A 21,593-nucleotide genomic window follows, 5' to 3' on the forward strand; every position below is an offset into this window, starting at 1 on the left:
CGTGCAAAACGAGCGTCGCAGAAAATGCTTGCATTTTCCTATGACCGAGTGAAGCCGCGGACGCCAAAGGCGTCAACCGCCCCAGCTTAACGCCTGGGGCTTTTTTATTAGGCGGCGGGGCGCATGAGGATTACGCCCCACCGCCACCTTTGATCGAGGTTTAAGTTAGGTTTTTCGTGCGGGTTGGAAGAAGAATCCCCTAGATGCGTTTTCGCTGTTGCCCCGGTCAACCACTTTCTCCATAGCAACATAATGGGCGCAGGTCCTGCGCAGGTAGGAGTCTGTCTTCCAGTGTACATTGTGCTTGGGTTTTGGATAAATGAAGTTCCACCCGAGCAGGAGCGTGGGGATTCCCATGAGGCGCAGCCGGTCTGGGAGCGGCGCGTATTCGCCTTGTGTGCTCAGGAGCACGATGGCGTCCATCTTGCGGTACATGGCAAACAGCAGCGCATCTTCCATGAGCGACATGTTCGGGCCGATGTCGTCGAAGACTGGCCGCTTGTTGAAGTGCACCGTGTAGCCCGCGGCAATAAGCTGCTGCTCCAGCCGGAGGGTGCCCTCGCGTTCGACTTCGTTCAGGTGCGGGTTTCTGTAGGGGTGGTAGTAGTGCGATTCCATCTCGAGTTCGCGGAAGTTTTCCCCTTCGAAGTAGCGGATGGCCTGCATCTCGACCCAGACCCTCAGACTCTTGAAGTCAATGGCGGAGTGGAACCGGTGAAAGTTCCGGTAGTAGTCGTTCACCTTCTTCAGGGTGTAGCCGTCTAGGAAAAATCCTATGCGGAGCGATCGTGGCATGGTACCTCCAGAAAAAAAAGACGTGCCTCTTTACTAACACGCTTTTTTGGGGTACCCTGTGGAAATTTTAGGTGTAAAATTTTACAAACAAACGAACTTACAGGAGCTTTCTCTTCTTCAGGTCGTCCATCAGCGAGCCCGGCATCCAGCGTTCCTGCTTGTCGAATTCGGGGTCGTCCAAAAGCTTGCGCCACTTGGCGGCCTTCTCCTTGTCGCCCTTGTCATTCTCGATTCGGATTAGGTTCAGCACCGAACACCAGTAGCGGATACTCTTGCCGGTGCGCTTCAGGTAGTCGGCGGCGCTCTGCTCGTATATTTTTGCGGCTTCGTCGTAGCGCTTTAAGCGGTAGAGCATGTCGGCTTTTATCTGCAGCATAACGGGGTGGTTCGGCGCACGCTTGAGTCCGCGCTCGGCAAGCTTCAGGCCCGTCGAAAAGTCTTCGCGGTCGTAGTGCATCCAGATGAGAGGCGTCAAAAACAGCGGCCAGAAACGCTCCGACTTTACCGATGCAGAGTCGAGCGTGGCGAGGTAAAGGTCGCGGTTGTCGGACTTGAAGGGAACCCAGCTAAAGCTCTTGTCGATGTAGTAGGCGTAAATGGCAAAGAAGGCGCGGGCTTCCAGGTCCTTGGAGTCTTCGAACGCCTTGGCGGCAGAGCGCGTCGTCATGGCGCCCTTCACGGAATGTCCCGTTTCGCCCTGCACGTAGCCCATCTCGAACTTGCGGAGCGCATCCCACAGGTTTTCGGTCTTGCATTTTTCGAGCAGCGGCCCTGCCTTCAGAAGAGCCGTCGTGTCGCCCAGGTCGTCGTAGCGGCTGATGCGCACGATGTTTTCGAGCACGCATCCGGCACCTTCGTTTTCGTTTCGCAGCTTTTTGGCGAGGGTGAACGCCTCGTCGTAGCGCAGCGCCATCGTCGCGGCCGTCGTCCTAGACCAGGTTTCCGCCTGTTCCTTGGGGAGCGAAAGCGTGGGGGCTTCCGCGGCAAACGAAAAGGCCATAAGGCCGGCGAGAATTGTCGGTGCAAGAAAACGCATGGGTTCAAATTTAGAAAATTCAGCTCGTGCTGGGCGCGATTTTATGTTGATAAACTATGGATAGAATTAGTTAATCCACAACTTGTTAACAAGAATTTATCCATTTCGGACGCCTGGAAGGGGGTTTTTCGGGGAATTTTTTAGTCCAAATTGGAATATGCGGAATTTTGCCCCCTTGGGGTGAAAATTTGTCCGGAAAGGCCCTTGTAATCCGTTGATTGACAAAGGTTTAGTCTTTTGCAAATGCCAAAAAAGTGGCGAAATTTGCAAAATTTCCAAAATATTACGGAATTCTGTTTTGCAAGAAATGTGATTTCGAACTATTGCAAAAGGGCTGAAAAATTTCTATAACTATTACAGGAAATAAACAACTTTTCAACAATCCAACAACAAGTAGATATGTCACCCTGACCATTTTTAACCCAGAATCGAGACGGAGGCCTTATGAAGCTCTTCCATAAAACATCTGCACTGTCGTTCTACCTGATCCATTCCGGATTCCTGTCGTTCAAGACTCGCGTGAAGGAGGAACTGGACTCTATGGGTGGCGACAACCTGGACGATCTTTTGGATGACGACAGCCTCCATGCCTACTACCGCAATGGGGATTCTCCGTCTTACGTCGCAGCTTCCCTCTGCCCGCCGGCAGATGAGGACTAGGGCGCCTGGGAAATTTGACATTCATTCGAGCTCTCTCCTCCTAGAAACAAAAAATTCCCGCAGCGTGCTTGCTGCGGGAATTTTTATATCTCTCGTCTGTAGCCGCGTAGCGGCGTTCTTTCGTCTTATTTTGCGGGGCAGCCGTCGAGCGTTTCGAACTTGCCCTTGTTCACGGTCACGATCTTCGTGTTGGTGTTCATGCCTCGCTTGAACTTGATTTCTCCATAGACACCCTGGAAGTTTGCGGTGTTGTTGATGGAGTTGGTCAGGCTGTTCGGCTTTTTCGCGAGCGAGGTGAAGACGATGTTTGCGGCATCGTAGCTGAGTCCGCTCACCTTGTCTTCGCCAGGTTCTTCGCCCCAGCGTTCCTTGAAGCTGCTCACGAACTTTTTCAGGTTGTCGTTGCCGCCGTCCATGTCCATGGCGGGCACGCTGAAGTAGGAGCTGTCCACCTGGCGCTTACCCTGGATCAAGAGTTCGCGGCCGTACCAGCCCGAGGCACCGAGCAGCACGCCCGAAATCTTGTTGAACGCCACCTGGCCTGCCATGAGGCCCGCGTCGCCGGGGTTTGTCGCCGGGATGAAGATGCCCGGGATTTCGAAGGTGGAGTCCTGCATGTAAAAGCGGCGTTCCTTGGCGTTCACGGCGTCGAGGTCGGAAGCGCCCTTCGCAATGTTTCTGCGGCGGTTCAGTTGCTTGAAGCGGACATCGCGCAGCAGGCTGAATTCGGTCTTGTAGTCGGGGCGGCCTTCTTCGTAGTTGCGGAAGGCGACCACGGAGGCGCCGCGGCGTTCCACGGCCTGTGTAAAGCTCTGCGACATGGAGGCGCCGTAGCCGCCCAGCGGGCTAAGAATTGCAAATTCGCGGATGTCCAGGCACTTGGTCGCAAAGTCGGCGATGCTCTTTGCCAGGTTGTCCATGGTGATGTTCACCTGGAAGATGTTCGGTCCCATTTTCGCGATGCCGTCGTCGGTCGCGGTGGGGGTGAGCATCGGGATGTTCTGGAAGTTGCTGCCGAGCCATGCGGCGACGGTCGCTGCCGGGGCACTCATGATGGGGCCGATAACGGCGACAATGCTGTCCTGGTTGATGGCCTGCTGCGTACGGAGGAGCGCCTGGGCGGCGTCTGCACGGGTGTCTGCCACGCGCAGGTTCACCTTGCCCTGGAGTCCAGCCTTTTCGTGGGCGAGGATCACGCCCTGGATGGCGGCGGCACCGAATTCGGCAAAATCGCCGGACAATGGCGCGAGCACCAGCACGGTGGGCATACCGGCCCCGTAGCCTTCCAGGGATTCAAGTCCCTTCTGGGCCGTGTTGGAAAGGTTTTCGGCCACTTCGCCGGCGATGACCTTCTTGTACCAGTAGCGGGCGGCGCGGTAGCGCTTGGAGTTCTGGCATTCGCGGCCAATCTGCAACTGGATCCAGCCGATGGCGTCTTTGTCGACGGGGTACTTTTCAAGGAGAGCCTGCAGCTGGTCTGCGGTCAAAAGCGATGCGGCGAGCGTCTGGATGACGACTTCCTTGGTGCGGGCCTTTGCGGCCGGGTTCTTCGTGTAGGCGAGGATGCGTAGCATTGCCTCGACGCCTTCGTAGACGTTTCCCTTTTCGACCATCACAATGGCGTGTGCAAGTTCCATGCGTTCACGGTAGGCCGTGTTCACGTAGTATTCCAGGAAGCGTTCGGAGGTCTTGAGCGCCTCGTCGCGCTTGTGCTCGCGTAGGTAGCATTCCGTGAGCATCACGGTGGCACGTTCGCCTGCGGGCTTGCGGAAGCTCGACTTGTAGAGCTTCTGGAGAGGGACGATTGCATCGGAACAACGCCCGTTCTGAATGAGTGATTTTGCCTGGGCAAGTTCGTCCTGGGCAAAAGCGGAAGCGGCAAGCATTGCCACCAAGGCAAAAGGTAAGAGACGTTTCATACTACGATTCCGCGGCGGCTTGCACCACTTCGTGTTCTTTCTTGATTTGCTTCTGGAGAGATTCGGGGAGTTTTGCCCAGTCCATGATATCGACCCTGAAGGGCAGTCCGCTGTCGACAAACGCCTTTTCGACGGCGGTCATCGCCTCGAAGGACAGGGGGCCGTCCGAAATGACTACCAGTTCCAGTTCCGTATCGGGTGTGAAGTCCACTCCTGAAACTCGGGCTCCATGGGCCCAGACTTCCAGGCCTTCGAAATGGAGGGCTAGGATCCGCTGGACCGTTTCCAAATGATCAGATTCAATACATAAAGCCATACGGGGGCAAATATAGTTAAACTAAAAAAAGTTTTGCTATTATTGAATCATGATTGCGTTCCTATTGATACTGCTCATTGGCCTTGTGCTGATTTATATTAATGTAAGTAGTGTAGCCAAGGGCAAAATGGGTAAAATTATTGGTGCAGCCGTGCTGGTTTTGCTCTTTTTGGGCATGTTCCTGCGCTCTACGCTTATAGGAAGCTGCATTGTCGCATTTTTTGCAGTTTGGCTCCCGAATTCACTCCTTCTTTACATTCCATGGACCCTTTACAGGATCGGCTACCACTTTACGCAGCCGCACCACCTGAGTCACCGCCTGGTGCGCCGCGTGGGCCGCTACCTGCTTGGAATTTCGATGGCCGTGGCATTTATGTTCATTGGCTACGGCATGCAGCACAATGACGAATATAAAATGAACCTGCTCACGGTCGAACTGGCGGACCGATACACCGAAGGCTTTAGCGCGGTATTCTTTAGCGACATTCATGTAGACCCGCTGTTCAACGCCCAGAAGCTTGAACGCTTTATTGCACAAGTCGATTCTATCAAGCCCGACTACTTGCTGTTCGGCGGTGACCTTGCCGATATTTCTACCGGAGCAATGGATAGCGCGGGTTACGATAGTTTGTTCAAGAAGCTGACCGCTGGCGCTAAGGTGGCGGCGGTCGCCATTAACGGGAATCACGAGGCGTTCATGGCGCGTTCGGGCAATAGTCCCGAAGAATGGATGCGCAAGGTGGGCTTTGTGGTGCTCGACGACTCTACCGCATGCCTCGGCGGTGTCTGCTTTACGGGCCGCACCGACTTTACGGTCGCCCGCAGCAGGAATACCGAACGCAAGCCGCTGGCAGAACTTGCCCCCGACACCGTAAAGCTTGTCGAGCGGGCCGCCGATTCCGTTGCCTTGGACACTACCGTCTACGATACCGTGGTCGTGAATCGCCCCTGGATTCTGTTGGATCATCAGCCCAAGGGAATCGAAAAGACGCATACCGGCAGGCTCCCGGACTTTGCCCTTTCGGGCCACACGCATGACGGGCAGTTCTTCCCCGTGACTTTCATTATCGACTATGTATGGAAACTTGCCTACGGCAAGGGGGCGCTCGGCGGCGTGCTTTGGCTCGTGAGCTCCGGCTTTGATTGTTGGGGCCCGCCTGTACGCGTAGGGAGCGACTCCGAAATATGGGTCATCAAGTTTAAGGTGAAAGAAGCCGATCGTACACAGCAATCTGGCGCTGAATGATGCCGTCCCAGGTGAAGCATTCGGCGATGCGCTTCTGGGAACCCACGAGCAGGTGCTTTACAAGCTCGGGGTCGGCGGCGAGGCGCTTGTAGGCATTTGCTAGGGCCTCGGGGTCTTTTTCGGGAACGAGGATTCCCGATACGCCGTCAATAACCACGTCGGGGATTCCGCCCACGTTGCTTGCCACAATCGGGAGGCCGAGTTCCATGGCCTCGATGAGTACGACGCCGAGGCCTTCGGTGTCGCCCTTGCTGTCGACAATCGCCGGGAGCGTGAAGACGTTTGCAGTCTTGTATTCGCTTGCGAGCGCTTCGGGCGAAAGCTTGCCGGTAAAGATGATTTCGGCAGGTAGAGCGGCAGAGCCGCCTTGGATTGCTTCGTCACTTGCGTTCCTCGCAATGACGTTCGCAGCCAGTTTCTTCAATTCATCCGTTAAATCGCCGACGCCGACGATTCGGATTTCGAAACTTTCGCGCGGCAGGTACTTGGCCGCTTCAATCAAGTAGCAAATGCCCTTGCGTTCAATATGGCGCCCGACGAATAAAATTTTGAATTTGCCCTGGACGGGATGCGGTGAGGGGCGTTGCGGGGATACTTCCCCGCTAGAGGGGGTAGTGAATGCCGCATTTGCGGCAGGAGCGAGGGGGAGACTTCCCCCTTCTTTTACTTCAAGGGTTGTTCCATAGGGGCTCCACTCGACTTCCACATTGCGGAGTGCCTTGATTTTACCTGCGGTAAAGCTCGAGTTCGCAAACACGGCCTGTGCCTGGCTGATTGCAAATTTAAGGAGCGGCTTGACCCATTTCTTTTTGCGGATAAGCAGGAGCTCTGCCCCGTGGAAATTCAGCACCAGCGGAATTTTGAACAACTTAGCGGCACCGAGCGCAATGTAGGCGTGGGGGAACGGCCAATGCGCATGAATAATGTCGGGCCTGAACTTGCGGCAGATCTTGATGCACTTGAAGAACCCGCTGATGATGTAGGGAATGGCGAGCAGTTGCAGCCAGGGCTTGTTTGCCATTTTGCTCGGGGCGCCTTCTTCGTGCGTGAGCATTTCCCAGGAGGCCGGTGCGTAGCGGAAACGGTTCACCCTGATGCCGTCGATTTCGTGGCTCTTTAGTCCTTTGTAAGCAGGCGCCAAAACCTGGATGTCGAGGCCCGCCTTTTTAAGGTGCGCGATGGATGTGCGCAGCCAGGGAACTTCGGCGTCTTCGTGGAAACGCGGGTAGACGGATCCGATGACGAGGACTCTCTTGACCATCTTTTATGCGGTGGCTGTTGCGGGCTGGGCGGTAACGGGGTCGTTCACCTGGATGCAGGCCGGGTACAGAATGGGGCGGATGGTCTTTTTGAGAATGTCCTTGATGCCTTCGAAGCCGAGAACAGAACCCTTCTGCTCGATACGGCCCCTGACGCGGTTCCAGCCGTCAAGCTTGGAATCCAGGAGCAGCATGCCGATTCCGGATTCGTGTTCAAGGAAACCGACGATGTCGCTTCCGCGGCTGCTGTTGTTGAGCGCCGCGAAGAAGACGTTCCAGAACTGGAGCTGCGTATCGATGTCGGGCATTTCCTTCTGCAGCACCTCAAAGTCGAATTCCAGGTATACAAACGAGCTATTGTCTTCATCGCTTCGGATGATTTCTTCTTGACAACGGCGTTCAAAGATCTCTTCGGTGTAGATAGAGATGTTATACTTGTGTTTTCTTATCAAATTAAAGAGCTGCTCTTTCATCATCGACTCAAATTTAGGCTATTTTTATGCCATGCAGCGATTGTTAAAACTGAAAAAAGTGCTTAAGAACAGTATTTTGGCGGCCTCCGTCGAAAATTTCAAGGGAATTCTCTCGGGAACATCCAAATACCGTTCGCTGACCGAAGCCGAAATCCAGATTCTCGAAAAGAACGGCAACCGTTCCGAATCCTGGAACAAGGTCATGGTGGAGACGGATTTCGACCCGAACCGCATATTCCGCAGTTCTTTTATGGGCGCGGTCTACCTGCCCCGCTTTTTTGGTACGCTCCTGTTGCCGGGCGATGTGTCCTTCCCGACCGGCATTTACGATAGTCTTGTGCATAACTGCATCGTCGAAAACGCGCTGGTGCACCGTGTCGCGATGCTCAGCAACATTCTTGTGCGGAGCTCCTCGGTGTTGCAGAACGTGGGTTCCATTGTCAGCAGCGGAAAGATCAGCTACATGATCGGCAACGCGATGCACGTGGGCAACGAGATGGGCGGACGGCGTGTTCTCGTGTTCCCCGAGATTAGTACAGACCTTGTCGATCTTCAGCTTTTCCACAAGGCCGATGCCGAAGTTGCCGCCGCGTTTGAAGAACAGCTGAAGACCTACCGCGAAGAAATGGCGCTCCCGTTCGGTATTGTGGGTAAGGGTGCCGTCATCTGTAATACGAACATCATTCGCAATAGCTGGATCGGCGCGCATGCCCGCATCGAGGGCGCCGAGAAGATCCGCAACTCCGTGGTGCTTTCTTCGCTCGAAGAACCGGGCCACGTCTACGATTCCGTGATTCTTGAAAATTCGAATGTGCAGAAGGGTGTCACGATTCATACCGGTGCCGAAGTGCAAGGGTCTGTGCTCATGAGCCGCACCACGGTGGCCTGCAAGGCGATCGTGAAATCTTCGATTATTGCGCCGTGCTGCCACATCGAAGAAGGCGAAGTGAACAGTTCCTACATGGGACCCATGACGCAGATGCACCACCATTCGCTTTTGATTGCGGCGCTCTGGCCCGATGGCTGTGGAAACCTGGGCTATGGCGCCAATGTGGGTAGCAACCACACCGGGCGAATGCCCGACCAGGAAGTGATGCCAGGCCTTGGGATGTTCTTTGGCCTGGGCGTGAACATCAAGTTCCCCGCGAACTACCGCGAATCGCCGTTTACGCTTGTGGCGACTGGGCTCACCACGCTTCCGCAGCGGCTCAAGTTCCCGTTCTCGCTGATCAAGCCGGGCGACCCGCAGCTTATGAATGTCCCGCCCCGCCTGAACGAGATTGTTCCGGGCTGGAACTACGCGAAGAACGCCTATGCGCTGGACCGCAACCTCTACAAGTATTCGCTGCGCGGCAAGGGCGTTATTCCGTCTTCATTCTACAGCATCTTCAACCCCGATACGGTGCGCTACGTGTGCGATGCCTACCAGCGCTTGCAGGTGAGCGATGTCCGTGACATCTACACCAAGGAGCACATCGACGGCCTTGGCGAAAACTTCATGCGCGAACGCGTGCGCCAACAGGCGATAGGGACCTACCGCGAATACCTGGAACGCTATGCCCTGGAACAGATTATTACTCTTGTCGTGAACGATACCGGTCTCCAGACGCAGCCGGTCAAGGAACTGCGACGCCTGGCCACCAACGAGACGAACAAGGACGCAATGCGCCTGGTGAGTCTTCCGGAATCTTTCGAGGAATTGTTGAAGCGTTACCGCCAGCTGGAAAAGGACTGGTTCGAACGGGTGACGCATGGGCTTGACAAGGACAACGAACGCGGCCGCGAAATATTCGACGACTACGATGACGCTCACCCCATTGACCGCGGCTTTACCGAATGGGAGAAGGCCCGCGTCGAAGAAAAGCTGCGCCGCCTGGGGACCATTGCAAAGGTGACCAGGTTCGAATGAGTTTTCCGTGGTTGCTGCTTGGCGTATGCCTGGCTGTTGAACTTGTAGCGAGGGTGGTGCTCGAAGTTCGCGAACGCCGCCGGACGGGAATTCGCGGCGGCGTATTTACGGTGCTTCGGCTGATTCCTTTGGTGAATGACATTGTGCCGCTGCCGGAAAGTCGCCGCGACACCGCTGATAGTGAATTTGTCCAAAAACACGAAGAAGGCCACGCGACCATGCGGCACGCCGTTTTGCGAAATTTGGTGAAGGTCGCCTTCTTGTTGCTTGCGGTATGGGCTTTTGCTTTTTTACTCAGCAGCATGACGCTTTCGGTTGTAGAGGCGGTGCTGTGGCTGCACTTGGCGGTGATTCCGTTCCGCATGGTTTTTCATCTGTACTGCTGGTACCAGGAATACGATGCCGATCGTTACGCTTTCGAAAAAGTCGGCAAGAAAAAGGCGAAGGTCGCCATGCGTAACTTGGCAGAAAGCGAGATCCCTTACACTAAGCTGTTTGCCTTGGTTTACCGCGAACACCCGACGGCTGCCGATCGCAGCTATCGGATTTTAAACAAGTGTTTTCGGGAAGGTGGCGGTTTGCTCCTTGCGAGTTCGGGGCGGGATAGGCATCCATCGTAATGGAATCTGCGTAGTTCATCCTGGTGCTGGAGCATGCGCCCAGCAAAAAAACACCCCCGCAAAGAAAATCCTTTTGAAGACGACCATGTCCCAAAAGATATGAATTTGGTTTTTATTGTTTGATTCGTCCCATGAAAAGGCATGCCGTATTGGCTATAAAAGCGGCTATCATCAGGATATCGCCTGTGTGTGCGCCGAGGGTTCCCGGTAGCGCGGGGCAGAGCTTGCCCGCGAGCGCGAGTATTCCGCCTGCGACAATGGCCGCGGCGACAAACTTCGGTTTTGCCTTGAGTCCGAGAAGTCCCCACAGGATAGGCACGGTGAATGCTCCCGCGTAGACGGCGAGCGCAAGCAGCAGAGTGCCGATGATGTCAGTGAACACGAGTGCGAGCAGGAGCGCGACGATTCCGTTTAGCAAGATGACGATGCGCGCCTTGGCGAGCGGGTGTTTTTCGCTAGCCGATTCCGTGCGGCCTAGGCCCATGAGCCTGGAGATGATGACGGAGCTGCTCAGGAGCGTTGTGTCTGCGCTGGAAAGCACGACGCTCAGGAGGGCGAGGGCGATTACGGGAATCAGGAAACCGGGTAATACTTTGTCTGCAATAGCCGTGATATGGGCGCCTTGGACATTTTCGAGCGTGACGCCGTACACGGCGAGAAAACCGATAATGAAGGCGACGGGGATGAGCGTGATGGCCGCCATGCCGATGGCCTTTTTCGCGGTGGCGGTGTCTTTTGCGCAGAACATGCGGCTAAAGATGTCGGGGCCCGCCGTGTAGGTGGTGCCGTAGGTTAAAATCAGCAGGAACAGGTCGAGCGGGCTGAAGTTCGCGTTGAACGGGAATGGTGGTGCCGACTGCAGGATTTCGGAGAGGGGGCGCGTTGGGGCATTGCCACCGAACATCGCGAAGCCTGCAACAAGAAGAAGCCCCAATATGATAAGGCATGCTTGCATGAAGTCGGTGCGAAGAATGGAAAGCTGGCCGCCCGCCAATGTATACAAGGTGAATACGGCGGCCGAGATGATGGCCGCTGCCGTGTAGCTCAGGTCGGTGAATGTCATCAGGAGCTTTGCCGCTGCGATAATTTGGGCGGCCACGATACCTGTCCATGCGACGGGAATCACGACCGATGCAACAAGGCGCGGACCGTTGCCGTACAGGCTCTCGACAAGGTCGGGGAGCGCGTATTTACCGTGACTGTATGCTCGCTCTGCAAAGGGAATGAGCGCAAGAAGCCCGAGCGCGCCCGTCAGCATGAACCAGCTTGCGGCCCCGCCGAGCCTTGCCCCGGAATCTACCGCGCCGATCACGGCCGAGCCGCCCAGAATCGTTGCAACAAGGCTCCCCGCCACCGCCTTTGCCGATGCCCCCTTGCGCGCCACGAAGAAATCGGGAATGTCCCTAACGCGCCGCGCACTGCGCACGGCAATCAGCGCGAGAACAACAAGGTAAAGAACGAGTGCGGTGTTCACGATGAAAGATTTTGATTTATTTCTTAAGCGCCTTCACTGTCGATGCACTAGTCTTCACGATGTACATGCCCTGGCGAAGCTCGAGGCGCAGCGTCCCATCGGCGTTGAGGGCTGCTCCCTTGAGACCGCTCCACACAAGGTTTCCGTTCAGGTCGAAGACTTTCGCCGGGGCGAGGTGGTCATTTGCGGTAAACTTCGGCATCTTTGCAAGCCCCGTGGTGGTGCAACCTGTTGCCACGATCTTTGCAATGTAGATTCCGCTTGCGTCGCTGTTGAAGGTGAGTGCGGTAGAGCCGTTGTCGCCTTCCTTTTCGAGGTCCACGGTAGTTTCGCTCCATGTGGAGGCCGATGCGGTGCGGCCGTACTGGTAGTCTACCCAGCTGCCGCCATTGGCACCGCCCACATTCACGTAGGCGTTGGATTTGTCCTGGCTGCGCATGGTAATTACAAGTTCGCTACAATTCGCGATGGCCTCTGCCGCGGCGTCGCTCACGTTCATGAGCTGGCTCTTGTAGCCGCAATCGGCCTGTTCGCACCCGGCGAGCGGTACGCTGACATAGCCGGTAACTCCATCGAGGGCGCCTGAGTTGTAGGTGACAGTACCGAGGTCGTCACTTATGGCCTGCCAGGTAGAAACGTCGGTGGTCTTGGAGTAGTCAATAATCACGACATCTGCAGACGGGGTAATGACCGGTTCAGAGTAGTTGGGGTCGGTGGTTTCGTCTTGGCAGACGGCGACGGTCGAGGCGGCCGCGGTCTTGGTGAATACGAGTGTCGTCACCGAACGAGCGGGGAGCATGTAGCAGCTGGCGATGGTGATGTTCTTGCTCTTGAAGCCCTTCTCCTTGGACTGCACGGCGGTAGCGACATTCATGCCGCTGATTGCCGGAGCGTCAAGCTGTATGGCGGTCTTGCCGGTGTTCACGACGACGACAGAAATGGAGTCGCCGGAGGCACTTGCGAAGGCGACCGTCTTGAGGTCGTTTTCGGTGGTGGAGGCAGAAACAGCTTTCCAGCCGGGGTTCACGAACTTAGAGTAGTGACGCATGGCGTGGTATTCGGGGCCAATGACGATGGAATCATTCTTGCAGCTGCCCCAATTCTTGGCGCACACGCCAATCAGCTGGCCGCGGCCTTCGCCCCAGAAGAGTTCCCAAGCGATGTAACCACCGAGTTGACCGTCGGTAAAGCCGACCTGCATAATGTGGGCGAGGCCCACCATGTCTTCTTCGCGGGTCTTGTCGAGCATGTTGCAGAATTCGGTCATGATAATCGGCTTGCCCTTGCCGCCGTAAGTGGAACCGATGGACTTCATGGCCTTGCGGAAGTTTTCGGGAGCGAGGTAGTTGTTGCCGGAGTTGTCGTTGCCGTCACCCGCGTGATACAGGTGGTAGGCGTAGCCGTCCAGTTTGCTGTCGTCGAGTTCCTTGGCGTATTTCTGGAAGTTGCTGTAACCAATACCGAGCGGCTCGGGGCCAATAATCTTGGTCTGGCCCTTTACGGCGTCATAGACCGCATTTAAGGCTTGCTTGTAACCAGCCGCCGTGTCTGTTTCGGTGGGGGTGAACAAGGTTTCTTCGTAGTCGGCGTTCATATCCGGCTCGTTCTGAATGCTGATATAGTCAGGTGCAATACCTGCGGCTTTGTAAGCTTCGAGACTCTTTTTCCACCAGGCGGCAAAGTCCGTGTAGGCGTAAGCACCATAGGCGTCGCCACTGACTTTTTTCAGGGAGTTGGCGGCCGAACTTGAACCGTCCTTGCCGTTCACGCTGCCGCTGGGCTTGAGGCTGCCCGGTGCAGACCAGCTGGACATCTCAATTTTCAGGTGATTGCCAAGGCGCTGTTTTGCAGCCTGTACGATTTCGATGTCGTCTTGGCTAACCTTGGCGGTATCGGCCTGGAGCCAGTTGCCCACGCGCAAAAGGGAAAGGTTCAATCCGGTGAAGGCCGTATCGAAAAGGGCTTGCTTATTTTTGTCGGCAAGTGCCGTAATCCAGCTCTGGTAGTAAACGGATCCGCCGCCGAAACCGACAATTTCTTGCTTGGTTGCGGTCGGGTCAACAGTAATGCTTGCTGCAGATGCAATTGTGGCTGCAGCAAGGGCAGCTGTCATCATTTTTTTCATCTTACACATCCTTTTTCGGTGAAAATAGCTTTATTTACGGTGCTTGTAAGTCCCTGATGTTAAAGAACGGCAATCGAGACCCGCCCGTACCGGATTAATAGTTTTTATTTATAACTAGCTAACGTAAAATAGTATCGCTCTATGCCTTGACAACGGGAAAATCTTATTCTATCTTAAATCCTACAAGATTGGTAGGAATAACGAAATGGTTTGTGATTCCTAAGCATTCGAAGGAGCGCCTATGAGTAGTGAATGTCGAATGCCGAGAGGCATTCTGAAAACGAACTAGCCGAAAGCCTTTTGTCCTTAGGGCTTTGCAGGTTAGAAAAATAAGCCGAAAGGACACCCCAAAAAAAATTTAGTGAGCAAGGGTCAGCGAAAAACCCCGTTGCTTGCTGCAACCTAAAAGGAATTTTAACCATGACGACACAGAACAAGCTCCATTTTGAAACTCTCCAGGTTCACGTTGGCCAGGAACACGCAGACCCCACAACCGATTCTCGCGCAGTTCCCATCTACCAGACCACTTCCTACGTGTTCCATAGCGCTCAGCATGCCGCTGACCGTTTCGCCCTGAAGGACGCCGGTAACGTCTATGGCCGTATCAACAACTCTACGCAGGGTGTGCTCGAAGAACGTATCGCTGCCCTCGAAGGTGGTGTTGCCGCTCTCGCCGTCGCTTCCGGTGCAGCTGCCATTACCTACGCCATTACGGCTCTCGCCCGCAAGGGTGACCACGTGGTTGCACAGCGTACGGTTTACGGCGGTACCTTCAACCTGCTGCAGCACACGCTCCGCGACTTCGGTATCGAAACGACTTTCGTTGACACCCACGACCTCAAGAGTGTCGAAGCTGCTGTCAAGAGCAACACGAAGCTCATCTTTATCGAAACGCTCGGCAACCCGCATTCCGACATCCCGGATATCGAAGCCATTTCCGAAATCGCCCACAAGAACAAGATTCCTCTGGTCATCGACAACACCTTCGGTACTCCGTACCTGATTCGCCCGATTGAACACGGTGCCGACATCGTGGTGCATTCCGCAACCAAGTTCATCGGTGGCCATGGCACGACTCTCGGCGGCATCATCGTGGACGGCGGCAAGTTCGACTGGGCTGCATCCGGCAAGTTCCCGCAGTTCACCGAAGTGAACCCGAGCTACGGAATTCCTTTCACCGCGACGGGCGCCGCTGCTTACGTGATCTACGTTCGCACGATTCTCCTCCGCGACGAAGGTGCTGCAATTTCTCCGTTCAACGCATTCCTCCTGTTGCAGGGTGTCGAAACGCTTTCTCTCCGCCTGGATCGCCATGTGGAAAACACCAAGAAGGTTATCGAGTTCCTCACCAAGCATCCGAAGGTTACCCGCGTGAGCCATCCGAGCCTCCCGAACCATCCGGACCACGAACTTTACAAGAAGTACTTCCCGAATGGCGGCGGTTCCATTTTCACCTTCGACATCAAGGGCGGTCAGGAAGAAGCCTTCAAGTTCATTGACAACCTGAAAATTTTCAGCCTGCTTGCAAACGTCGCCGACGTGAAGAGCCTCGTGATTCACCCGTACACCACCACGCACGCCGAACTTTCTCCGGAAGAACTGGCTGCCGCCGAAATTACCCCGGCAACGATCCGCGTGTCTATCGGTACGGAACATTACGAAGACATTATCGCTGACTTGGAAAACGGCTTCGCCGCTATCTAAAAGTTCCATTGCGTGAACAACATTCCTCGTTCGTCATGCAGGCGGGCCGTAGGTAAGGATGATTCTAGTCCTGCTCGAGAGTTTGGTACTGGATTCTTTGCCCACGGTTCCGGCTGGCGGCGGGGATTATTTTTATTGATGTTTACAAGGAGAGTACATCATGATAGACTTCGAATATTATAATCCAGCAAAGATTGTTTTTGGCGAACACAGCGAAGAAAAGCTGCGTGAACTTTTGGCCGCATACAGCGTGAAGTCGCTTCAGCTCGTTTACAGTGGCGACTTTATCAAGACGCTCGGCATTTATGACGTAATCAAGGACGCTGTCAAGGAACTCGGGATTCGTTTTTCCGAAAACGGGAATGTGGTGCCGAACCCTTCCATTGACCTGGTGCGTGAACTTGTAAAGCAGGGCAAAGAAAACGGGGTAGACTTCGTCCTGGCCGTCGGCGGCGGAAGCTCCATCGATACCGCGAAGGCGGTGGCACTCGGCATTCCGTACGATGGCGACGTGTGGGATTTCTTTGAAAAAGGCATCTCGCCCAAGCAGGTTTTGCCGATTGGCGTGATTGCAACGACGGCATCGAGCGGTTCCGAAACTTCTAATGCGGCGATTCTTTCGAGCGGTGAATGGAAACTCGGCTTTGAAGATGACCGAATCATTCCGAAATTTGCCATCATGAACCCGAAATACACGGTGGGCCTGCCGGCATACCAGACTTTCGTGGGAATTGCGGACGTACTTTCGCACTTGCTGGAACGCTATTTCTCTGACGAGAAAAATTCCGACACAACGGACTACCTGATTGAAGGCGCGATTCGTGCATTGCTCGTGAACGCAGACAAGCTCATCGCCAACCAGAAAGACGTGAACGCCCGCGGAGAAATCCAGTGGCTCGCGAGCGTCGCTCACGGCGGATTTTTGGATGCAGGTCGTCGCGCTGACTGGGGCTCTCACCGAATCGAGCATGAGCTTTCGGCGCAGTACAACATCACTCACGGCGAAGGCATGGCGGTGGTGACTGTTGCTTGGACAAAGTACATGGCCGAGAAAAAGCCCTGGAGGCTTGCGCTTTTGGCAAGCAGGGTTTTCGGAGTAGATTCGTTCAACTACAGCGAAACCGAACGCGCTTACATCCTTTCGGAAAAGCTCACGGCTTTCTTCAAGAAGCTGGGACTCGCGACGACGCTTACGGAACTCAAAATCACCGACAGGGACTTTGACGCGATGGCCGCCCGTGCCACGCGCAACGGCAAGGTCGGTCACTATGTTCCGCTGGATGCCTCAGCAATCAAGGATATCTTGAAGGTCGCACTTTGAATTAAGCTCAAAATTTGGGCATTACTCTTCCGGTGTACAAAATTTGTATATTCTTCCCCGAAGAGGTTTTTATGTCCCGGATTTTGAGTTTGTCTAATTCGAATCGTTCTATGGCAGGCCTGTTTTGGGCTGCCGCTCTCTGGTTGTTCCTTGCCGCTCCCGCCATCGCGTTCGATGTCTCGGTCAAGGCAAATGTCGATAACGCCCAGGTGTTCGTGGGCGACATGTTTAACTACGAAATCCAGGTGACAGCACCCGAAAACGCCATTGTCGACCTGCCGAGCTTTGTCGGTAACCTGGGCAGCTTCGAAGTCAAGGAAATGAAGAACGAGAAGGTGGTAGAGGGCATGCCCAAGGGTACGGCGAAGTTCGTGTGGAATGCAACGCTAAACACCTTCGTGAGCGGTGACTTTCTGATTGCCCCGCAGCAGGTGAGCGCCGTTGTAGGCTCCGACACCGTGAAGACGAATACCGACCCCGTGGCGGTCAAGGTCTCCACCCGCACTACCGGCGAAGAGACGGACATATTGGAAGTGGAAGATCCGCTCGACGATCCGCGTCTTCCGCAGTGGCTCTACATTGTGCTGATTATCGTCGGCGTGGCGCTTCTCGTTTTACTTGGTGCCGTACTCCACAAGAAGTTTGCAAAGAAGGGGGCTGCCCCGCGGCTCCCGCCCTACGAAGAAGCGGTGCTTGCGCTCAAGGAGCTGCGAGCACGGAACTACCTTGCCGAAGGCAATCAGGGCGACTACTTCATGTCGCTGGGTTTCATTGCCCGCCGCTACATTGAACGCCGCTTTGACGTGGACATCTTGGATGCGACCGTCGCCGAGCTCAAGCAGCGTATGGCGCATGTGGCGGGGCTTCCGCAGGCGTACAAGGAATCGGTGGTGACGCTTGCCGTAGAAACCGAACCGGTCAAGTTTGCAAAGATGAAGCTCGACGGCGAACGCTGCCGCTTCTGGGACGAATGGGCCGACCGCCTATTGGAAGATACCAAGCCGACACCAGAGACCGTTCGCGCTCAAAGCAAATAAGAAATCATAGAATAGCGCTCACTCTCGCAACCATGCTCCGTTTATACGGAGCATTTGTTGCTCACAGGAAGAAGAGCAGGCTAAAAAGGATGAGCTGAATGCTGCCGTACAAACCGTCAAGGCGGAACGTGCTAAGAAAAAATAGTCGTAGCTGTGGGTGAGAGAAACGGGGCGCTTCCTGATTTTTACATTTCTTGAAGAAATGTAAATGTTAATTAATGAGGCAGCCCTTATGAAAAAGAAATGCCCGTTTCCCGAAGATGAGGACCTGGTCCTTTTCGTTTATGACAAAACCTTGGGTCGAGCGGACTTAGGTAAAGAACAAATAAAAGACCGCGACGTTCAAGTCGCGGCCTTTTTAATTTTTAGGCTCGGGGCGATTTACCCCGCTGCGCCGTCTTACTTCTGGTGGGCCTTGTACCAGCGGATAAGACCGTTGGTGGAGCTGTCGTGGTTCAGTTCGGCATCGGCCTTGGCAAGTTCCGGAAGGATCTTCTTGGCGAGCTGCTTGCCGAGTTCAACACCCCACTGGTCGTAGCTGTTGATGTTCCAGATTACGCCCTGCGTGAAGATCTTGTGTTCGTACATGGCGATGAGGGCGCCGAGCGTTTCCGGAGAAACGTAGTCCATCATGATGGAGTTTGTCGGCTTGTTGCCTTCGAACACCTTGTGCGGGGCGAGGAAGGCGATTTCTTCTTCGCTCTTGCCGTCCTTGCGGAGTTCTTCCTGGGCCTGGGCGAGGGTCTTGCCGTTCATCAAGGCTTCGGGCTGTGCAAAGAAGTTGGAGAGGAGCTTCTGGTGATGGTCGCCGACCTTGTTGTGGCTGTTTGCCGGGGCGATGAAGTCGCACGGAATCATCTTGGTGCCCTGGTGGATCAGCTGGTAGAAGGCGTGCTGGCCGTTGGTACCCGGTTCGCCCCAGAGGATCGGACCCGTCTGGTAGTTCACGCGCTTGGAGTCGCGGTCAACGGTCTTGCCGTTGGATTCCATGTCGGCCTGCTGGAAGTAGGCGGCAAGGCGGTGCAGGTACTGGTCGTACGGGAGCATAGCGTAGCTGGAAGCACCGAAGAAGTTGTTGTACCAAACGCCGATGAGGGCGAGGATGACGGGCAGGTTCTTGTCGACTGGAGCGGTCTTGAAATGCTGATCCATTTCGTAGGCGCCCTGGTGGAGCTTCATGTAGTTGTCGAAACCGATGCGGAGAGCGATCGAAAGACCGATGGCAGACCACAGGGAGTAACGGCCACCCACCCAGTTCCAGAATTCGAACATGTTGGCGGTGTCGATACCGAAGGCGGACACGGCTTCGGTGTTGGTGGAGAGCGCCACGAAGTGCTTGGCGATGGACTTTTCGTCGCCACCAAAAGCCTTGAGAACGGCAGCCTTGGCGGTTTCGGCGTTGGTCATGGTTTCAAGAGTGGTGAAGGTCTTGGAAGCAACGATGAAGAGCGTTTCTTCGATGTTCACCTTCTTGAGGGTTTCGGCCATGTGGGTGCCGTCGATGTTAGAAACGAAGTAGACTTCCGGAGAGTATTCGCCAGCAGCCGGCTTGTCGGCATACGGCTTCAATGCTTCGGTCACCATCACCGGACCGAGGTCGGAACCGCCGATACCGATGTTCACCACGTACTTGATGGACTTGCCGGTGTGGCCCTTCCACTTGCCGGTACGCACGAGCTTCGTGAATTCTTCCATGTGCTTGAGCACGGCGCGAACTTCGGGCATCACGTCCTTGCCGTCGACGCAAATCGGATCGTTGCCCTTGTAGCGCAGAGCGGTGTGGAGCACGGCGCGCTTTTCGGTGGTGTTAATCTTTTCGCCAGCAAAGTACTTACGGCGCATGTCTTCGAAACCGGCAGACTTCAGGAGGTCCTGGAGCTTGGCCATGGTTTCGTCGGTGATGATGTTCTTGGAGTAGTCCAGGAAGAGGCCGCAGGCTTCGGCGCTGAACTTTTCGGCGCGAGCCGGGTCCTTTGCGAAGAGTTCCTTCATGTGCCAGGTCTTGGCGACTTCGGCGTGGGCCTCAAGGGCCTTCCATTCCTGAGAATCAGTCAGTTTCGACATAGATTAATCCTTTCCGCTGCGCGGTTATTTGTTGCGAGAGTAAAAATAGAAAATAGTGGTTGGTGGTTAGTGGCTTGTGATTAGGATTATGGCGAAAACAATCTCTTTTTGCGAATTATGCTTGCGGACTTCGCTCTAGCCGCAGCTTAGTGGTCGCGTCTTACTAATTCATCAAGATAATTTATAATTTCAATTAAAATTATGCATTTGATTTTATGGATTTGCGTGGGTATATTATAGATGTAAACGAGAAAAGATTGAACCTTTTGAAAAGGAGCGCATCGTGAAAACCGTTATCTACGCAATCGCCTTTATCGCCATCGCCGCTGTTTCCGCCTACGCCTACCCGCCCGTTACCGATGACGAAAGCGCCTACCTGACCGACCCCTGCATCTCCCGTTCGGTATGGTGCATGGACGAGGCCGCTTCTGAAGAAACGGTAGTATCCAAAGAAGAGGACTATGACGCTGCAGCAAACGAGCCGGAAGCCTTCGGCGGCATGTACGCCTCCGATCCGGATGACGTCGGATCAGACATGTATATGACCTTGAGGCCTCGCTATACGGAAAACTCGGGCGACGAATATATTTTCATCTAGTTTATGCCCCTCTCTCTCCTTGTTGAATGACGCAGCCCCGCTTCGCGGGGCTTTTTACGTCTATGGAGAGGCGAAGAACTCGCTCAAATCTTCCGTGTAGACGCTGCCGTAATTTTCCGTATTATACAGGCGCACATGGGAGTCCTTGACCATACAGACAAGGTCTAGGTACATGTCCCGCAAGGAAACGTTTGGGGCATTGCCGATGATTTCCTGGAAGCCCTGCGTGAAGCTGTTGGTCCGGAAAACGCCGAGATTGTCGTCTTTTTCGGTCGCGTGGCTTGTTTCGTCGGGGTCGGCCGCCGTCAGGTAGACAACGCCCGGAATCCCGACGCCCGCTTCGCCCATTCCGCCGGAGTAGCAGGCTTCCAGAACAAACATCATCTTACGGTGGGGTGTATCCTTCAAGATTTCTGCCATCTGTCCATAGGCGATTTCGGTATTGCCGAATTCGAGATTCCCCTGCGTGCCGTGGCTGCTCCAGTAAATGAGGATGTTATCTTCGGAGCTTGCGCCAATCACCTGCGGTAGGCGGCTGCTCTTGTTCCCTTTCAATATATTGCCCAAGTCTATCGCGGAGAGTTCGCTCAGGCTGTAGTCGATGGCGCTGGAATCGTATACATTTTTTCCGTCGGGGCTTGTCCTCAAGATTCCCGGTTCACTATTGTGGACGTTGTAGGCGATATCGTTTTCGGCAATAAGCACGATGTGGTCGTCGTCGTAGCCGTACTCCTTGAGCTTCTGGTACATTTCAAAGACATCGGCCTCGTAGCGGTAGTTTCCCCAGCCCGTAGAGCCTGCAACCAGGAGCGCCCAGCGTTCGCCAAGTTCGGGGTGCGATGTCGCGGCGGAGTGACTGAAAAAGGCCGTGTCGAGGTTTTCGACGCATGTGCCAATTTCCGCGGGTTCGTTTTCGCCAGGTGCGACAGAAGTTTCGTCCTGGGAACAGCCCCAAAACGAAACTAATAGAAATGCTCCAAATAAAAATTTTTCCCTGAACAAAAAATCGGCTCCGGTATGGGTCCCGGGCCGAAATA

At 54.8% G+C, this 21,593-nt stretch carries 18 protein-coding genes; 8 read left to right on the forward strand and 10 right to left on the reverse strand.

What is annotated here, in order from left to right; genetic code table 11:
• Nucleotides 1-165: 165 nt before the first annotated feature.
• Both ACKI61_RS02275 and ACKI61_RS02280 read right to left on the reverse strand, forming a co-directional pair.
• Nucleotides 166-795 carry an NYN domain-containing protein gene (locus tag ACKI61_RS02275; protein ID WP_407456191.1) on the reverse strand — a complete coding sequence of 210 codons (630 nt, stop codon included), beginning with the start codon at nucleotides 793-795 and terminating at the stop codon, nucleotides 166-168.
• Between the two features lie 97 nt (nucleotides 796-892).
• Entirely contained in the window at nucleotides 893-1,831 is a 939-nt protein-coding gene (locus ACKI61_RS02280) for a hypothetical protein (protein ID WP_407456192.1), read from the reverse strand.
• Between the two features lie 444 nt (nucleotides 1,832-2,275).
• Between ACKI61_RS02280 and ACKI61_RS02285 the strand changes: the two genes are divergently transcribed.
• Nucleotides 2,276-2,491: a hypothetical protein gene (locus tag ACKI61_RS02285; RefSeq protein WP_407456193.1), complete on the forward strand. Its 216-nt coding sequence runs from the start codon at nucleotides 2,276-2,278 to the stop codon at nucleotides 2,489-2,491.
• A 125-nt stretch (nucleotides 2,492-2,616) separates the two neighbouring features.
• Here ACKI61_RS02285 and ACKI61_RS02290 read toward each other — a convergent pair whose 3' ends face one another.
• Together ACKI61_RS02290 and ACKI61_RS02295 are read right to left on the reverse strand one after the other, a co-directional pair.
• Entirely contained in the window at nucleotides 2,617-4,410 is a 1,794-nt protein-coding gene (locus ACKI61_RS02290; protein WP_407456194.1) for a penicillin-binding protein activator, read from the reverse strand.
• A gap of 1 nt (nucleotide 4,411) precedes the next feature.
• Nucleotides 4,412-4,726: a nucleotidyltransferase domain-containing protein gene (locus ACKI61_RS02295; RefSeq protein WP_407456195.1), complete on the reverse strand. Its 315-nt coding sequence runs from the start codon at nucleotides 4,724-4,726 to the stop codon at nucleotides 4,412-4,414.
• A gap of 49 nt (nucleotides 4,727-4,775) precedes the next feature.
• Between ACKI61_RS02295 and ACKI61_RS02300 the strand changes: the two genes are divergently transcribed.
• Nucleotides 4,776-5,972: a metallophosphoesterase gene (locus tag ACKI61_RS02300; protein ID WP_407456196.1), complete on the forward strand. Its 1,197-nt coding sequence runs from the start codon at nucleotides 4,776-4,778 to the stop codon at nucleotides 5,970-5,972.
• Here ACKI61_RS02300 and ACKI61_RS02305 read toward each other — a convergent pair.
• Together ACKI61_RS02305 and ACKI61_RS02310 are read right to left on the reverse strand one after the other, a co-directional pair.
• Nucleotides 5,926-7,233, reverse strand: a complete 1,308-nt coding sequence (locus ACKI61_RS02305; protein ID WP_407456197.1) for a glycosyltransferase — start codon at nucleotides 7,231-7,233, stop codon at nucleotides 5,926-5,928. The two genes, ACKI61_RS02300 and ACKI61_RS02305, sit on opposite strands and share 47 nt — an antisense overlap.
• A 3-nt stretch (nucleotides 7,234-7,236) precedes the next feature.
• Nucleotides 7,237-7,707: a hypothetical protein gene (locus ACKI61_RS02310; protein ID WP_407456198.1), complete on the reverse strand. Its 471-nt coding sequence runs from the start codon at nucleotides 7,705-7,707 to the stop codon at nucleotides 7,237-7,239.
• A gap of 28 nt (nucleotides 7,708-7,735) precedes the next feature.
• Between ACKI61_RS02310 and ACKI61_RS02315 the strand changes: the two genes are divergently transcribed.
• A complete protein-coding gene (locus ACKI61_RS02315; protein WP_407456199.1) occupies nucleotides 7,736-9,613 on the forward strand; it encodes a DUF4954 family protein in 1,878 nt (625 codons plus the stop codon).
• A complete protein-coding gene (locus tag ACKI61_RS02320) occupies nucleotides 9,610-10,233 on the forward strand; it encodes a M48 family metalloprotease (RefSeq protein ID WP_407456200.1) in 624 nt (207 codons plus the stop codon). Before ACKI61_RS02315 ends, ACKI61_RS02320 begins: the two co-directional genes overlap by 4 nt.
• A gap of 112 nt (nucleotides 10,234-10,345) precedes the next feature.
• On the opposite strand, the gene ACKI61_RS02325 is transcribed toward ACKI61_RS02320, so the two are convergent.
• Both ACKI61_RS02325 and ACKI61_RS02330 read right to left on the reverse strand, forming a co-directional pair.
• Nucleotides 10,346-11,707 (reverse strand): sodium:solute symporter, encoded by a 1,362-nt coding sequence (locus ACKI61_RS02325; protein WP_407456201.1) that lies wholly within the window; start codon nucleotides 11,705-11,707, stop codon nucleotides 10,346-10,348.
• A gap of 16 nt (nucleotides 11,708-11,723) precedes the next feature.
• Complete coding sequence (locus ACKI61_RS02330) at nucleotides 11,724-13,832, reverse strand: glycosyl hydrolase (RefSeq protein WP_407456202.1); 2,109 nt, start codon at nucleotides 13,830-13,832, stop codon at nucleotides 11,724-11,726.
• A gap of 420 nt (nucleotides 13,833-14,252) precedes the next feature.
• On the opposite strand from ACKI61_RS02330, the gene ACKI61_RS02335 reads away from it, so the two are divergent.
• From ACKI61_RS02335 to ACKI61_RS02345, 3 genes are all read left to right on the forward strand, one after another.
• Nucleotides 14,253-15,536, forward strand: coding sequence for an O-acetylhomoserine aminocarboxypropyltransferase/cysteine synthase family protein (locus ACKI61_RS02335; RefSeq protein WP_407456203.1), 1,284 nt, complete (start codon nucleotides 14,253-14,255; stop codon nucleotides 15,534-15,536).
• A 160-nt stretch (nucleotides 15,537-15,696) separates the two neighbouring features.
• A complete protein-coding gene (locus ACKI61_RS02340) occupies nucleotides 15,697-16,857 on the forward strand; it encodes an iron-containing alcohol dehydrogenase (RefSeq protein ID WP_407456204.1) in 1,161 nt (386 codons plus the stop codon).
• A 110-nt stretch (nucleotides 16,858-16,967) separates the two neighbouring features.
• Nucleotides 16,968-17,894, forward strand: a complete 927-nt coding sequence (locus tag ACKI61_RS02345; RefSeq protein ID WP_407456205.1) for a hypothetical protein — start codon at nucleotides 16,968-16,970, stop codon at nucleotides 17,892-17,894.
• 399 nt (nucleotides 17,895-18,293) lie between these two features.
• Here the strand turns inward: ACKI61_RS02345 and pgi are convergent, their stop codons facing one another.
• On the reverse strand, nucleotides 18,294-19,958 hold the full coding sequence (gene pgi, locus ACKI61_RS02350; protein WP_407456206.1) for a glucose-6-phosphate isomerase: 1,665 nt from the start codon (nucleotides 19,956-19,958) through the stop codon (nucleotides 18,294-18,296).
• Between the two features lie 283 nt (nucleotides 19,959-20,241).
• Between pgi and ACKI61_RS02355 the strand changes: the two genes are divergently transcribed.
• Nucleotides 20,242-20,556 carry a hypothetical protein gene (locus ACKI61_RS02355; protein ID WP_407456207.1) on the forward strand — a complete coding sequence of 105 codons (315 nt, stop codon included), beginning with the start codon at nucleotides 20,242-20,244 and terminating at the stop codon, nucleotides 20,554-20,556.
• 60 nt (nucleotides 20,557-20,616) lie between these two features.
• On the opposite strand, the gene ACKI61_RS02360 is transcribed toward ACKI61_RS02355, so the two are convergent.
• On the reverse strand, nucleotides 20,617-21,558 hold the full coding sequence (locus tag ACKI61_RS02360; RefSeq protein ID WP_407456208.1) for a C13 family peptidase: 942 nt from the start codon (nucleotides 21,556-21,558) through the stop codon (nucleotides 20,617-20,619).
• Nucleotides 21,559-21,593: the final 35 nt, after the last annotated feature.

The sequence above is a fragment of the Fibrobacter sp. genome (assembly GCF_045601785.1).
Lineage (GTDB): Bacteria > Fibrobacterota > Fibrobacteria > Fibrobacterales > Fibrobacteraceae > Fibrobacter.

Excerpts from the sequence above, each read along its gene's own strand:
- ACKI61_RS02320 (WP_407456200.1), top strand. The coding sequence starts at position 9,610 with ATGAGTTTTCCGTGGTTGCTGCTTGGCGTATGCCTGGCTGTTGAACTT.
- pgi (WP_407456206.1), bottom strand. The coding sequence starts at position 19,958 with ATGTCGAAACTGACTGATTCTCAGGAATGGAAGGCCCTTGAGGCCCAC.
- ACKI61_RS02330 (WP_407456202.1), bottom strand. The coding sequence starts at position 13,832 with ATGAAAAAAATGATGACAGCTGCCCTTGCTGCAGCCACAATTGCATCT.
- ACKI61_RS02340 (WP_407456204.1), top strand. The coding sequence starts at position 15,697 with ATGATAGACTTCGAATATTATAATCCAGCAAAGATTGTTTTTGGCGAA.
- ACKI61_RS02345 (WP_407456205.1), top strand. The coding sequence starts at position 16,968 with ATGGCAGGCCTGTTTTGGGCTGCCGCTCTCTGGTTGTTCCTTGCCGCT.
- ACKI61_RS02315 (WP_407456199.1), top strand. The coding sequence starts at position 7,736 with ATGCAGCGATTGTTAAAACTGAAAAAAGTGCTTAAGAACAGTATTTTG.
- ACKI61_RS02295 (WP_407456195.1), bottom strand. The coding sequence starts at position 4,726 with ATGGCTTTATGTATTGAATCTGATCATTTGGAAACGGTCCAGCGGATC.
- ACKI61_RS02300 (WP_407456196.1), top strand. The coding sequence starts at position 4,776 with ATGATTGCGTTCCTATTGATACTGCTCATTGGCCTTGTGCTGATTTAT.
- ACKI61_RS02310 (WP_407456198.1), bottom strand. The coding sequence starts at position 7,707 with ATGATGAAAGAGCAGCTCTTTAATTTGATAAGAAAACACAAGTATAAC.
- ACKI61_RS02275 (WP_407456191.1), bottom strand. The coding sequence starts at position 795 with ATGCCACGATCGCTCCGCATAGGATTTTTCCTAGACGGCTACACCCTG.
- ACKI61_RS02290 (WP_407456194.1), bottom strand. The coding sequence starts at position 4,410 with ATGAAACGTCTCTTACCTTTTGCCTTGGTGGCAATGCTTGCCGCTTCC.
- ACKI61_RS02305 (WP_407456197.1), bottom strand. The coding sequence starts at position 7,233 with ATGGTCAAGAGAGTCCTCGTCATCGGATCCGTCTACCCGCGTTTCCAC.
- ACKI61_RS02335 (WP_407456203.1), top strand. The coding sequence starts at position 14,253 with ATGACGACACAGAACAAGCTCCATTTTGAAACTCTCCAGGTTCACGTT.
- ACKI61_RS02280 (WP_407456192.1), bottom strand. The coding sequence starts at position 1,831 with ATGCGTTTTCTTGCACCGACAATTCTCGCCGGCCTTATGGCCTTTTCG.
- ACKI61_RS02285 (WP_407456193.1), top strand. The coding sequence starts at position 2,276 with ATGAAGCTCTTCCATAAAACATCTGCACTGTCGTTCTACCTGATCCAT.